The sequence below is a fragment of the Sphingopyxis macrogoltabida genome (genome assembly GCF_001314325.1).
Classification (GTDB): Bacteria; Pseudomonadota; Alphaproteobacteria; order Sphingomonadales; family Sphingomonadaceae; genus Sphingopyxis; species Sphingopyxis macrogoltabida.
This window is the reverse complement of sequence record NZ_CP009429.1, coordinates 151960-164510: the sequence shown is the minus strand read 5'-3', so window position 1 is coordinate 164510 and position 12551 is coordinate 151960. Positions and strand designations below refer to the sequence as shown.

The following is a 12551-nucleotide window of genomic DNA, read 5'->3' as shown; positions in this document are numbered from 1 at the left end:
GCGCCATCTAGGGATGGGCGTGCAAAAATACCAGCTTTTCTACCGCACGCGTCAAAATATTGACGGGGGTTAAGCTTCGCTAACAAGGCCTGAAATGGGCATTTACTGGACCTTAGGCCGTCTTCGCTAGACGAGTCGATATGAACCTTGCCCCATCCGATCTTCCGCGCATCGCCGGTGCGGCCAGCCTGTCGAACCCCGGTTTCGACATCATCCTGGCCGTATCGAGCGCGCGTCAGGCGATGCTGCCGACCGTCCGGCTGCTGCAGACGCGGTCGAATCGCGAATCGCACGCCGCACGGGTGGGCGCGCTTCGTCATTATCTCGGCGGCGCGGCCGGCGGCGGGCAAGGGAACGCGTCGCGGCCCGCCCGTTTCTTCGACCTGTCCCGCGATGTGAACGCCCTGCCCGAAACTATGAACAGCCTGTTTACCAGAGGATTTCAGCCGATGTTGAATCCCTCTGAATTAGACCGGTCGGCGTCGGTCAACCCGATCCCCCCGACGTTGAAACGATGGAATGAACATGATTGAAAACCAGAAAATCCGGCCCGCTCAGGTCATCGGCCCCCTCGGGGAGCCGCTGACGCTCGACTCGCTGCCCCCCGCGACCACGACGCGCTGGGTCGTACGCCGCAAGGCGGAGGTCGTCGCGGCCGTTAACGGCGGCCTGCTGACCGTCGACGAAGCGTGCGAACGCTACAGCCTGACGCTCGAAGAGTTTGCGAGCTGGCAGCGGTCGATCGATCGCAGCGGTATGCCGGGGCTGCGCGTCACGCGCATCCAGCATTACCGCGACCTGTACGAGCGCCAGCAGCGCTTCTGACACAGGCTCTGCGCAACCTGAAAGAAGAGGGCGCTTCGGCGCCCTCTTTTTTGCCCGGCTAACGCACACAGGCCTCACCGTCATGAATTTTTGCAAGCAAAATCAATTCTATTTGTCATCGACGACAGAAACTTCGCAACCCTGATGTTCATCCCGCGTTAAGCCCCAGAGTCAACTTTGGGAGTCACTCAATATGCGTAAGTTCGTTATCGCTCTCGCCGCCACGTCGGCCCTTGCGCTCGGCGCTTGTCAGAGCCCCGCCGCCGACAAGGTCGAGGATCAGGCCGAAGCACAGGCTGACGCCATCGACGATCAGGCCGACGCCATGCCCGAAGGTCCGGCCAAGGAAGCTACCGAAGCCAAGGCTGATGCGGTCGAAGCGGCAGGCGAAGAAAAGGCCAATGCGATGGACGACAATGGCGAGATCGCCCCGTCCGAAGTCGGCGCCACCCCGCCGGCCGAAGCCAAGAAATAAATTTCCACCCCTCGCACCAGGGATTGGAAGTGGGGCGCCGCCGGCTTGTCCGCGGCGCCCTTTTTCGTGGTGTTAGACCACTTAGTCGTGTTGTGACCACGGTCACCGCGCCGACGCAGCGTACATCCTATGCAGGCTTCTGTGGAACCGGGCGATCTTCTGCAGCCCGGGTCCACGCCATCACCCTCCTGCCGCCAAATGGCGGTGGGAGGGACTAACCCGCGCGCTACGCCGTAACGGCTGAATCAGGCGTCATCCCCCATCCGCAGCGCGGCGATAAACGCCTCCTGCGGAATGTTGACGTTGCCATATTCGCGCATGCGCTTTTTGCCCTCTTTCTGCTTTTCGAGGAGCTTCTTCTTGCGGGTCGCGTCGCCGCCATAGCATTTGGCGGTCACGTCCTTGCGCAGCGCGGCGATGGTTTCGCGGGCGATCACCTTGCCGCCGATCGCGGCCTGGATGGGGATCTTGAACATGTGGCGCGGGATCAGGTCCTTCAGCCGCTCGCACATACCGCGGCCACGGCTTTCCGCCGAGCCGCGGTGGACGATCATGCTCAGCGCATCGACCGGCTCGTTGTTGACGAGGATGCTCATCTTGACGAGATCGCCGGCGCGGTGGCCGATCTGGTGATAGTCGAACGACGCGTAACCGCGGCTGATGCTCTTCAGCCGGTCGTAGAAATCGAACACCACCTCGTTGAGCGGCAGTTCATAGGTGATCTGCGCGCGGCCGCCCACATAAGTGAGGTTCTTCTGCACCCCGCGGCGGTCCTGACACAGCTTCAGGATCGGGCCGAGATAGTCGTCGGGCACATAGATCACCGCCTCGATCCACGGCTCCTCGATCTCGTCGATGCGGTTCGGGTCGGGCATGTCGGCGGGGTTGTGGAGCTCGATCTCCTTCGCCGCCTCATTCTTGGTGTGGCTCAGTTTCAGCTTGTACACCACCGACGGGGCGGTGGTGATGAGGTCGAGGTCATATTCGCGGGTCAGCCGCTCCTGAATGATCTCGAGGTGGAGCAGGCCGAGGAAGCCGCAGCGGAAGCCGAAACCGAGCGCGGCCGAGCTTTCCATCTCGAACGAGAAGCTCGCGTCGTTGAGGCGGAGCTTCTGGATGCTCTCGCGGAGCTTCTCGAAATCGTTCGCGTCGGTCGGGAACAGGCCGCAGAAGACGACCGGCTGGACTTCCTTGAACCCCGGCAGCGGCGCCGCAGCGGGTTTTTTCGCGTCGGTCACCGTGTCGCCGACGCGCGCCTGCGCGACGTCCTTGATCTGCGCGGTGATGAAGCCGATCTCGCCCGGACCGATCTCGGTCAGTTCCTCGCGCTTCGGGGTAAAGCAGCCGACGCGGTCGATCAGATGTGTGGTGCCCGCCTGCATAAACTTGATCTGCTGACCCTTTTTCAGCACGCCGTCGACAACGCGGACAAGGATGACGACGCCCAGATAAGGATCGTACCAGCTGTCGACGAGCATCGCGAGAAGCGGCGCTGCGGCGTCGCCTTTCGGCGGCGGGATCTTGGTCACAATCGCCTCGAGGCATTCCTCGATGCCGATCCCCGACTTGGCCGAGGCGAGCACCGCGTCGTCGGCCGGAAGCCCGATGATATCCTCGATCTCGGCCTTCACCTTGTCAACATCGGCGGCCGGCAGGTCGATCTTGTTGATCACCGGCACGATCTCGTGATCATGCTCGATCGACTGATAGACGTTTGCGAGCGTCTGCGCCTCGACCCCCTGCGCGGCATCGACGACAAGCAAGGCGCCCTCGCACGCCGCAAGCGACCGCGACACTTCATAGGCGAAGTCGACGTGCCCCGGCGTATCCATCAGGTTGAGCTCGTACGTCTCCCCGTCCTTCGCGGCGTACTTCAGACGCACCGTCTGCGCCTTGATCGTGATCCCGCGCTCCTTCTCGATGTCCATATTATCAAGAACTTGCGCCGACATCTCGCGCGCGGTCAGCCCGCCGGTGAACTGGATCAGCCGGTCGGCAAGCGTCGACTTGCCATGGTCGATGTGCGCGATGATCGAGAAATTGCGGATATGCGAAAGGGGCGTTGTCATGCGCGGCGCGTTAGCAGGGGAAAGCCGCGCTGTCAGCAAGCTCTTAAAGCCACAAAAACCCCGCATCGACGGGTTGGTTTTGCGGCCTTTGCGGCTTTAGGGAGACAAAGGATACGCATGAGAAGCGCGAAACTGTCTGCTTTGTCGCTTTAGCCGTGAGCCAAAGGTCGCGAAGGTCGCCCACGGCGCACGCGGACGGAACATCGCAAAGGTCGCATGCGGGTGCGATGTTTCGGGCGAGCAGCGAGGCAGCGGATCGGACGAGTCAAGAGCGAGGGGCGCAAGGCTGGCATGGCGGGACAATGTAGGAAAGAGGGTTTCGCGAGGGCGCGGACGGTCAGCGCGGGAGATAATATCCTGCGTCACCTGCGCGAGCCGATCCGGTGGCAACGAGCGTTTCGAGCACCGCCTGAATGCGTTCGCGCCGTTTGGGTGTGCTGCGGCCGCTGAAGGCAGCCGAGAGCGCGTCGGGGCGGACGGGGCCGTTGGCAGCGGCGAGCATGTCGCGCACCGAGCGAATCTGATCGAGGCCATCGGCCGGCCATTTGACCTCGGTCGCCGCCGCGACGGGCTCCCCCAGATCGGCCTCGTGCTGCTGATGGCCGTGCACCTTGTGGCCGAGGCGCGGAATCTGGAAATCGGGACGGAGCCAGTGGACTATACCCCGCTTTTCGTCGGCCGCGCGTTCCTGATTGAGTGCGACGAGGCGCATCAACAGTTCGTCTTCGGCCGCTTCCTGGTCCTCCGACTTGTGCGGGCTGGGTGTGGTCGCGCCGGGCTTGCCGACCAGACGCGCGGCGAGATCGTCCCAGCCATAGGCCGCAAAAACCGCGCGATCGATATCGTCGTGCAATTCCTTCAAGATCGCGATCCGACCCGCGTCGTAGATATCGCGTTCGGCCGGGGTGAGCGGATCGACCGGCGCGCCATTGTCGAGTTCGCGCACCCGTTCGAGAACATTGTAAAGGCCGGTCATCGTCAGATGATCGTGTTTCGACAGCCGTTCCTTTCGGAAGGCGTCGAGACGTTCGCCGAGAGCTTTGAGGTCCGGAGGCGATTCAGCAGGGAAAGGATAGGGGTCAAAGGTCCGGGTTTTCGAATAGCGAGAGTCGTTACCGACGCCCATCCACCCTCCCGTGTTGATGGCCCAGACCACATTCGATCGAGCCGAAAGAACGGCTAACTGCGCGGCATTGTCCAACCCCATTGCGATGAGCATGTTATCCGGGCGCACATCGCTACGAAGAAACTGAAAAAAGCGATGCTTCGCGGTCTCTATCGTGGCGATATAACGATCCTGCCCATTCAAAACCTTGCGGAGCTCCGATCGCGGTTCGCCAAATATCCACCAGTTGTTGCGATAGGTATCGCGCGCATTTTGATCACGCTCTGGCTTCACCCTATCCACGATGCGCTGATAAACTTCTGGATATCGATCTCTTACCTGCTCCGATTTCAGACCAAAAAGGTCGATCACCATTACGCCCCGCGCGCGCTGGGCCAAATCTCGACCATGGCGGTAGTTGAGAATATATTTGTCGAGCTCGGCTTGTCGTCCCAAGCCGATGACAGCAGCTTCGCGAGGGGTAACGATGAATCCTGATCCGTGCAGCTTTACGCCCGGACTCGAGAGCATATCGTTCGCCATTAATGGAACCGCTTTGGATACGTCGGCACCCAGCGACAATTTTGCTGTAACTTTCCCAGAGCCTCGTTTCAGTTCCACCTTAGGCGTGTCGGTATTCAGGCCCGCCTCACTTGCTACGGCCGCCAGCACCCCTTCCCGCTCGCCGCGGACCGCGACGGTCATCGCGATCCGCACCGCCGCCTTGTCGCTCGCCTTCATCCACGGATGATCGGGCACGGCGTATATCAGGCTGAGCGGTTCCTTCGCCCCCATATATTTTTCGACGACCCGGCGACTGAATGTCTGGGTGATGCTGTTGGTCGTGATGAAGCCGAAGCGCCGTAGCGGATTGGCTTTGCCCTTCGCCGGCTTCGCCGTCAGGTGGCGCGCCGCTTCGTCCCAGAAGTGCATGACGAAATCGGCGCCGCCGGGCACGTCGCGGCGCACCGCCCAGCACGCCTCGGCATAACCGTCGCCAAGCTCGGCACGCATATCCTTGCCCCCGATGAAGGGCGGATTGCCGACGATGAATTCAGCGTCGGGCCAGACCGCGCGGCGCGGGTTCACATAGAGATAGGTTTCGCGACGCGCATTTTCGTCGGGCACTTCCTCGCCGGTGATCGGATGAAGCTTTTTCGTCACGCCATCCCAGATGGTAACCGGTTTGCCTTGCTCGTCGCGCGCGAGGCGTTTTTCGTCATAGGCGATCAACGCGTCCTGATGGCGAATCGTGCCATAGGCGTTGAGGATCGGTTCGGGCACATCCTTTGCCGCGACGGTGCGGAGCTGCCATTTGAGGAAGCCGATCCACAGCACGAGATCGGCGATCGGCACGGCGCGTTCGTTGATTTCGAGGCCGAAGAATTGCTTGGGACTGACGGTTTCGCCGTCGAGCAGCAGCTTCGCCTCGTCTTCGCCGAGATCGTCGAGCGTTTCGAGAATTTCGCCTTCGAGGCGCTTCATCAGTTCGAGCGAGACATAGAGGAAATTGCCGGTGCCGCACGCGGGATCGAGGACGCGCGTCGTGCAAAGACGGTGGTGGAAATCGCGCACGACCTGCAGCGCCTGCTTGCGCTCGCCCTGCGATTGCAGATCCTCGACGCGCGCGAGCACTTCTTCCCAATCGGCGCGCAGCGGTTCGATGATCGTCGGGATCACCAGCCGTTCGACATAGGGGCGCGGGGTGTAGTGAGCACCGAGTTTGGACCGCTCTTTGGGATCGAGAGCGCGTTCGAGCAGGGTGCCGAAAATGGCGGGTTCGACGTCCTTCCAGTTGCGGCGCGATGCGAGCCAGAGCTCGCGAATATCGTCTTCGTCGAGCTTGAGCGCCTTGGTCTTTTTGAACAGTGAGCCGTTGAACTTCTTGAGCTTGCGTTCGAGGCCGCCATCGAAGCCGCCGACGTCCATATTTTTCCACAGGCTTTCGAGCGCGTGTGGAAAGATGTCGGGCGTCATGCGGCGCAGCATCGCCTCGAACGGCTTTTCTTCCTCCCCCGGCTTTTTGGGTAGCAGGTCGACGTCCTCGGCAAACATGGTGAAGAGGCAACGCATCAGAAATTCGGCAATTTCCGAAGCGGCGTGGCGCCCTTCGAGACGCTTGGCGATTTTTGCGAGCCGCTCGGCAATATCCTGCGTCACCTCGGCGGAGATTTTTGTCGGATCGAGCGCCTGCGGATTGGTCCAGATCTGAATCAGGCGCTGCTGGATATCGGGGTCGAGCAGATCGTCCATCGACAGGCGATAATTCTGGCGATCGGGGAAATGGGCGTAGTTTTTCCCCTGCCCGGAAAAATCGGCGAATATTTCGATCACGTTGCCGACATCGACGATCAGCAAAAACGGCGGATAGCCATGATCGACGGGCAGCGCGCGGGCGTAATCTTCCGCCTGCTTCTTGGCGGCGATCATGATCTTGTCCCAGCCGCGTGTGCCGCGCTTGGCATGGCCCATTTTCTGCGTCGTTTCGATCCCTGCCAGCGTCAGCTGTTCCTGCATGTCCCTGTCGCGCTGCGACTGGCGCTTGGCCGACTGTTTGGCTTCGAGAATGAAATGGCCGCGCTTGTAACAATCGATCCGGCCCGACGACGTCGTGCCATTGGGGTGGTGAAAGGTTACATTGCGTTCGAATACATAGTCGTTTTGACGCGTATCTTCGCGTGCGAAAGCCGGTTGGGGTACGCCCAGCGCGCCGGTCAGACGTTCGACGAACAGTTGATAGTTCGACATTTCGGATCCACCGGACTCCGCGACGTCCGCGATTAATTGTTCCAATGCGCTTTGGGGACGTTGCTGATCCGACATCGGGCTATCGCTAAAGCGAAGTGCTGGGCGCTGCTACTGGATTCTTTCGCACGAACGCAGCCACCGCGCGCAATCGTCCCTTACCCGCGCGTCCCCATCCCCCATCCCCCGCTCGAGCACCGCCGTCCTGCCTTGGCCCTCCGCCACCGCCGCCAGCGCGGCGATCGCATTCGCACGCACCCGCGGCACGGGATGCGCTCGCCCGAATTGCTCGGCGATGTCCTTGCCATTTTCGGTCAGGTGCACCGCGCAGCGGAGGAGCATTTCGGCGGGGGTGAGGGTCGGGCGGCGGGCGATCGTGCCCGCTTCAAGGTCGACGATATACTGGTCGCGCCAGGGGATATGTTCGCCCTCGTCCATGATGTTGAGGCTGATCGACAGGCGCTCAGGCGGGAGCTGGCTGTGGATGTCGCGGTGGGCGCGGTAGAGCATCATCCTGCCTTCGCTGAGGCTGCTGCGCTCGACGAATTGCAGGTTCAGCGGCTCGCCGAGGCGGCCGTCGACGGATTCGGGGTCATAGTCATAATAGTCGCTGACATAGCCCGGGCCCCAATAGCCGGTGGTGAGGAAGTGGAAATTATGGTCGTGCGGCAGCCCGTAGGCGAAGGCAGCCGGGCCGCTGGCGCTGTAGGCCGCGTCGCGCTCGGCCGGCCAGAGGTTGGCGCGGAGGAAATAGCCGCGCGGGCTGCGGTGGAGGAGAAAAACCTGCGCCGAATAGCGGTTGGTTTCGAGCTGGTCGCGGTAGCTCGCCTTGAGTTCGGCGATCACCCGGTCGGCGAGGAAGCTGCGGTTGCGCTGCAGTCCCGCGAGCAGCGCAGAGCAGCGCGCGAGGCTGGCCTCGTCGGCGAGATCGACGCCGCTTTCGTCGAGGCGCGCGGCGACTTCTTCGAGGTCATAGACCGGGCCGGCGGGCGGGTCGATCAGGCGGGGCATGGGCTACCCTCCGCGATGCTACCCCGGCATTCGACAGCCCCTCCCCCGGGCCCTCCCGCAAGCGGGACGGGAGAGTAGAGCGCGAGGGTCGCCGTGGCGGCACGGCGGACCTCGGGATGCGGGTCCGCTGTCGCCATTGCCGCGAGCAGCGGCCGCGCGACAGCAGCGTCGAGCGCGACCAGTTCGCGCATCGCGGTCCAGCGGGCGGCAAAATCCTCACCGTGCGTTTCGGCGGCGAACAGCGGCGCGGCATCGCGGCGTCCGAGCGTGCGGAGCAGCGCGAGCGCCATACCGCGAAAGCTGCTGTCGCGGCGCGACGCCGAGACATGCGCGAGACGGCCGCTCGCGACATGATAGGCGCGTACCGGAAGCGGCGACGGCGGCTGGACCGCGATTTCGAGCATCAGCACGTCGCCGTCGCCGCCCGTCAGCGATATCGCCTGCCGAGCGGTATCGAGCGTCAGCATCTCGCCATCGACCAGCGGGCGCGGCGGCGCGGTGATGCACCGGCTGGCGGCGCCGGCGGTGAAGCCGCCCGCCTCCTCTGCCGCGCTCACCGCGACGTCGTGCATCTCGATGGCAGCGCCCCCGGCGTGGAGGATGCGGAGGCGCGCGCGGCCCGGTGCGAACAGCGCCAGCGCTGCATCGCCGGTCTCCCTCGCGCCCTGTGCCTCGAACGGGCGAACGAGCAGGGTGACGCGGATATTCCCGGCTTCGGCGAGCAATATGCCGGCAAGCGCGCCGCCGCCGACGGGACGGAGCGGCGGGCGGGCGAAGGGGTCGGCGGCGAGGAGGGCAAGCGCGGCGTCGAGCCGCGCCCCGAGCCAGCCGGTGTCGTCGAGCCAGGGATCCAGCGCGGCGAGCGCCGCATCGGGCGGCAGGTCCCCGGCTGCGCGCATCGCGGCGAGGAGCCCGCCCGGCGCCTCGTCCTCCGCCTGCCAGCGCGCGGCGAGCGCGGTGGCGGCAGCGCGCATGCGCTGGCGGCGCGGCAGATCGGCGACGGGAAAATGATCGTGGCGGGAAGGGGTCATGCAGTCGCGGCCCAAAGGTTGCGCGGGCGGAACCGGGACCGCCCGCGCCCCTCTTTTCAGTCGTAGATGATCAGGACGACGGTGACGGTCACCTCGAACGTCGACGAGCCCGGCTTTGTCTGCGCGACAAGCGAGCCGAACAGGCCGACCGCGGTGTCGAGCAGCGGCAAGGCGTTGATATCGATGGCTGGCAGCCCCATGCTTCCCTCCCCTTTTTGACGACGGCGCAACATGCCGCCGCGGCGAGGGCTATGGCGGCCGGTGGGCCGAGCCCAGTTAACAAAACGTCATGCATCGGCGCTTGCCTGAACGGCGCGGCACGGTAGGCTGCGTCGGTCCAACCGGAGTCCTGCCATGCGCCGTGCCCTTGCCCTGCTGCTTTGCCCGTTGCTGTTGCCGATGACGCCCGCGGCGGCCGAGACCTTGCTGGTCGGCAACAAGAGCGAAGACACGCTGAGCGTCATCGCGCTGGCGTCGGGCGAGGAAATCGCGCGGCTGCCGACAGGCAAGATGCCGCACGAGATCGCAATCTCGCCCGACGGCAAGCAGGCGGCGGTGGTCGCCTATGGCGGCACGACGATCGACATTTTCGATGTCGCGGCGCGGACGAAGCTGAAGACGATCGACCTCAGCCCGAACCAGCGGCCGCACGGGCTGCTGTGGCTGTCCGACGGGCGGCTCGTCGCGACGACCGAAGGCAGCGAATCGATCGCGGTCGTGGCGCCCGACGGCACGGTCGCCTCGATTTCGACCGGGCAGAAAGGGTCGCACATGGTTGCCGTCGCGCCCGACAACCGCACCGCCTATGTCGCCAATATCGGATCGGGGACGGTGAGCGTGCTCGACTTGCAGGATGGAAAGAAGCTGCGCGACCTGACGATCGGCGGCAAGCCCGAGGGGCTGGCGCTGGCGAAAGGCGGGCGCGAACTGTGGGTCGGCGACCTCGACGCGCCGCGGGTGTCGGTGTGGGATACGGCAAAGAGCGAAAAGATCGCCGAACAGCCGGTCGACCCGGTGGCGATCCGCGTATTGGCGAGCCCCGACGGCAAGCTCATTGCGACGAGCAATATCGCGAGCGGCACGATCAGCCTGTTCGACGCCGAAACGCGCGTACTGCTGCGCACGATCAAGGTGTCGGGCGACGCCGCCGCGGGGCAGGTGACCTTGCTGTTCAGCAGCGATTCGACGCGGCTCTATGCCGCCGAGACGGGGCACGACAAGATCGCCGAAATCGATGTCGCGAGCGGCGCCGTGCTGCGGCGGATCGGCGCGGGCAAGAACGGCGACGGGCTGGCCATCGCGCCCTGAACCGGCGGCCGATCGGCGGCTATTGTTTCAGCATGTCGAGCGCGACGTCGACGATCATGTCTTCCTGTCCGCCGACCATTTTGCGGCGTCCGAGTTCGACGAGGATGGCGCGGGTATCGAGGCCGTGCTCGGCGGCGGCTTTTTCGGCATGGCGAAGGAAGCTGGAGTAGACCCCCGCGTATCCCAGCGTCAGCGTCTCGCGGTCGACGCGCACCGGGCGGTCCTGCAGCGGGCGGACGAGGTCCTCGGCCGCATCCATCAGCGCGTAAAGGTCGCAGCCATGGTTCCAGCCATGCACGTCGGCCGCAGCGATAAACACTTCGAGCGGCGCATTCCCCGCGCCCGCGCCCATCCCGGCGAGGCTCGCATCGACGCGCACCGCGCCATTCTGTACGGCGACGATGCTGTTCGCGACCCCGAGACTGAGGTTGTGGTGCGCGTGGACGCCGCGCTGGGTCTCGGGCTTCAGCACCCGGTCGTACGCCTGCAGCCGCGCCGCATATTGGTCCATCGTCAGCGCGCCGCCGCTGTCGGTGACATAGACGCAATGCGCGCCATAGCTTTCCATCAGCTTCGCCTGCGCCGCGAGCGGTTCGGGCTCCGACATATGGCTCATCATCAGGAAGCCCGAGACGTCCATGCCGATGCCGCGCGCGAACTCGATATGCTGTTTCGCGACATCGGCCTCGGTGCAATGCGTCGCGATGCGGACCGAACGCACGCCCATCTCATAAGCATGTTTGAGGTCGTGGATGGTACCGATCCCGGGGAGCAAGAGCGTGGTGAGCACGCTATGTTCGAGCACCTCGGCAACCGCGCCGATCCAGTCCCAGTCGGTGTGGGCGCCAAAGCCGTAGTTGAAGCTCGACCCTTGCAGCCCGTCGCCGTGCGCGACCTCGATCGCGTCGACCTTCGCGCGGTCGAGCGCCTTCGCGATCGCCTGCACATGGCCGAGGCCATATTGGTGGCGGATCGCATGCATGCCGTCGCGCAGCGTGACGTCCTGGATATAGAGTTTGGTGGTCGTCGGATCGAAGCTCATGCGGCCACTCCTTCGTTCATGCGGAGCGCGATCTTCTCGGCCGTCTTGAGCGCCGCCGAGGTCATGATGTCGAGATTGCCCGCATAGGCCGGGAGGTAATGCGCCGCGCCCTCGACCTCGAGGAAGACGCTGACCTTCAGGCCCGTGAAGCTGCCGTCCATTTCGGGGATGCGCAGCGGTGCGTTGCTGCCGATGCTTTCGAACTGCACCGCCTGTTTGAGCCGGTAGCCGGGGACATAGGCCTGCACCTCGGCGACCATATCCTCGACGCTTTGCGCAATCGCGTCGCGGTCGGCGTCGTCGCAGAGGCAATAGACGGTGTCGCGCATGATCAGCGGTGGTTCGGCGGGATTGAGGACGATGATCGCCTTGCCGCGCGTCGCGCCGCCGACTTCGGCGATCGCCCGGCTTGTCGTCTCGGTGAACTCGTCGATGTTGGCGCGGGTGCCGGGGCCAGCGCTTTTCGACGCGATCGACGCGACGATCTCGCCATAATGGACTTTCGAAACGCGGTTCACCGCGGCGACGATCGGGATCGTCGCCTGCCCGCCGCAGGTCACCATATTGACGTTGGCGGCATCGAGGTTCGCGTCGCCGTTCACCGGCGGGATCGTGTAAGGACCGATCGCCGCCGGGGTCAGGTCGACGACGCGCTTGCCGTGCGCGATCAGCACGTCGCTGTGGTGCTTATGGGCACCTGCGGAGGTCGCATCGAAAACGATCGCGATATCGGCAAAGCCCGGCAGCGCGATCAGGCCGTCGAGGCCATCCGCCGTGATCGGCACGCCCAGCCGTTCGGCGCGTTTGAGCCCGTCGCTTTCGGGATCGATCCCGACGAAAGCGCCCATTTCGAGGATATCCGACAGGCGCATGATCTTGATCATCAGGTCGGTGCCGATATTGCCCGAGCCGATGATCGCGACTTTGGTTTTCGCCATTT

The 12551-nt window shown here is 64.1% G+C and carries 11 protein-coding genes; 4 read left to right on the top strand and 7 right to left on the bottom strand.

The genetic code is table 11. From position 1 onward, the window contains the following. The first annotated feature begins 140 nt into the window (after window positions 1–140). The 3 genes from LH19_RS00805 (at window position 141) to LH19_RS00795 (ending at window position 1300) form a co-directional block, all read left to right on the top strand. Window positions 141–533, top strand: coding sequence for a hypothetical protein (locus tag LH19_RS00805; protein WP_054724060.1), 393 nt, complete (start codon window positions 141–143; stop codon window positions 531–533). Next, a complete protein-coding gene (sciP, locus tag LH19_RS00800) occupies window positions 526–825 on the top strand; it encodes a CtrA inhibitor SciP (protein WP_054590010.1) in 300 nt (99 codons plus the stop codon). The genes LH19_RS00805 and sciP overlap by 8 nt, the downstream gene beginning before the upstream one ends. Before the next feature lie 193 nt (window positions 826–1018). Further along, complete coding sequence (locus LH19_RS00795) at window positions 1019–1300, top strand: hypothetical protein (RefSeq protein ID WP_054724058.1); 282 nt, start codon at window positions 1019–1021, stop codon at window positions 1298–1300. A gap of 245 nt (window positions 1301–1545) precedes the next feature. Here LH19_RS00795 and lepA read toward each other — a convergent pair whose 3' ends face one another. From lepA to LH19_RS28310, 5 genes are all read right to left on the bottom strand, one after another. Then, entirely contained in the window at window positions 1546–3369 is a 1824-nt protein-coding gene (gene lepA / locus LH19_RS00790; protein ID WP_054724055.1) for a translation elongation factor 4, read from the bottom strand. Window positions 3370–3706: 337 nt separating this feature from the next. Next, the gene (locus LH19_RS00785) at window positions 3707–7297 is read right to left on the bottom strand and encodes a class I SAM-dependent DNA methyltransferase (protein ID WP_054724054.1); all 3591 of its coding nucleotides are present in this window, start codon (window positions 7295–7297) and stop codon (window positions 3707–3709) included. A gap of 33 nt (window positions 7298–7330) precedes the next feature. After that, complete coding sequence (locus LH19_RS00780; protein ID WP_145923316.1) at window positions 7331–8230, bottom strand: transposase; 900 nt, start codon at window positions 8228–8230, stop codon at window positions 7331–7333. Beyond that, a complete protein-coding gene (locus LH19_RS00775) occupies window positions 8218–9261 on the bottom strand; it encodes a HEAT repeat domain-containing protein (RefSeq protein WP_054724052.1) in 1044 nt (347 codons plus the stop codon). Before LH19_RS00775 ends, LH19_RS00780 begins: the two co-directional genes overlap by 13 nt. A 56-nt stretch (window positions 9262–9317) precedes the next feature. After that, window positions 9318–9461 carry a hypothetical protein gene (locus LH19_RS28310; RefSeq protein ID WP_156343986.1) on the bottom strand — a complete coding sequence of 48 codons (144 nt, stop codon included), beginning with the start codon at window positions 9459–9461 and terminating at the stop codon, window positions 9318–9320. 154 nt (window positions 9462–9615) lie between these two features. Here LH19_RS28310 and LH19_RS00770 point away from each other — a divergent pair, with 154 nt between their 5' ends. After that, complete coding sequence (locus LH19_RS00770; RefSeq protein ID WP_145923315.1) at window positions 9616–10569, top strand: beta-propeller fold lactonase family protein; 954 nt, start codon at window positions 9616–9618, stop codon at window positions 10567–10569. A 19-nt stretch (window positions 10570–10588) separates the two neighbouring features. Here LH19_RS00770 and dmpG read toward each other — a convergent pair whose 3' ends face one another. Together dmpG and LH19_RS00760 are read right to left on the bottom strand one after the other, a co-directional pair. Next, window positions 10589–11611, bottom strand: coding sequence for a 4-hydroxy-2-oxovalerate aldolase (dmpG, locus tag LH19_RS00765; RefSeq protein ID WP_054724047.1), 1023 nt, complete (start codon window positions 11609–11611; stop codon window positions 10589–10591). Continuing rightward, the gene (locus tag LH19_RS00760) at window positions 11608–12549 is read right to left on the bottom strand and encodes an acetaldehyde dehydrogenase (acetylating) (protein WP_054724045.1); all 942 of its coding nucleotides are present in this window, start codon (window positions 12547–12549) and stop codon (window positions 11608–11610) included. Before LH19_RS00760 ends, dmpG begins: the two co-directional genes overlap by 4 nt. Window positions 12550–12551: the final 2 nt, after the last annotated feature.

What these genes read in the sequence shown, in the direction of transcription:
- lepA (WP_054724055.1), bottom strand. Translation starts at nt 3,369, where the DNA reads ATGACAACGCCCCTTTCGCATATCCGCAATTTCTCGATCATCGCGCAC.
- LH19_RS00785 (WP_054724054.1), bottom strand. Translation starts at nt 7,297, where the DNA reads ATGTCGGATCAGCAACGTCCCCAAAGCGCATTGGAACAATTAATCGCG.
- LH19_RS00770 (WP_145923315.1), top strand. Translation starts at nt 9,616, where the DNA reads ATGCGCCGTGCCCTTGCCCTGCTGCTTTGCCCGTTGCTGTTGCCGATG.
- LH19_RS00775 (WP_054724052.1), bottom strand. Translation starts at nt 9,261, where the DNA reads ATGACCCCTTCCCGCCACGATCATTTTCCCGTCGCCGATCTGCCGCGC.
- LH19_RS00780 (WP_145923316.1), bottom strand. Translation starts at nt 8,230, where the DNA reads ATGCCCCGCCTGATCGACCCGCCCGCCGGCCCGGTCTATGACCTCGAA.
- sciP (WP_054590010.1), top strand. Translation starts at nt 526, where the DNA reads ATGATTGAAAACCAGAAAATCCGGCCCGCTCAGGTCATCGGCCCCCTC.
- LH19_RS00805 (WP_054724060.1), top strand. Translation starts at nt 141, where the DNA reads ATGAACCTTGCCCCATCCGATCTTCCGCGCATCGCCGGTGCGGCCAGC.
- LH19_RS00760 (WP_054724045.1), bottom strand. Translation starts at nt 12,549, where the DNA reads ATGGCGAAAACCAAAGTCGCGATCATCGGCTCGGGCAATATCGGCACC.
- LH19_RS00795 (WP_054724058.1), top strand. Translation starts at nt 1,019, where the DNA reads ATGCGTAAGTTCGTTATCGCTCTCGCCGCCACGTCGGCCCTTGCGCTC.
- dmpG (WP_054724047.1), bottom strand. Translation starts at nt 11,611, where the DNA reads ATGAGCTTCGATCCGACGACCACCAAACTCTATATCCAGGACGTCACG.
- LH19_RS28310 (WP_156343986.1), bottom strand. Translation starts at nt 9,461, where the DNA reads ATGGGGCTGCCAGCCATCGATATCAACGCCTTGCCGCTGCTCGACACC.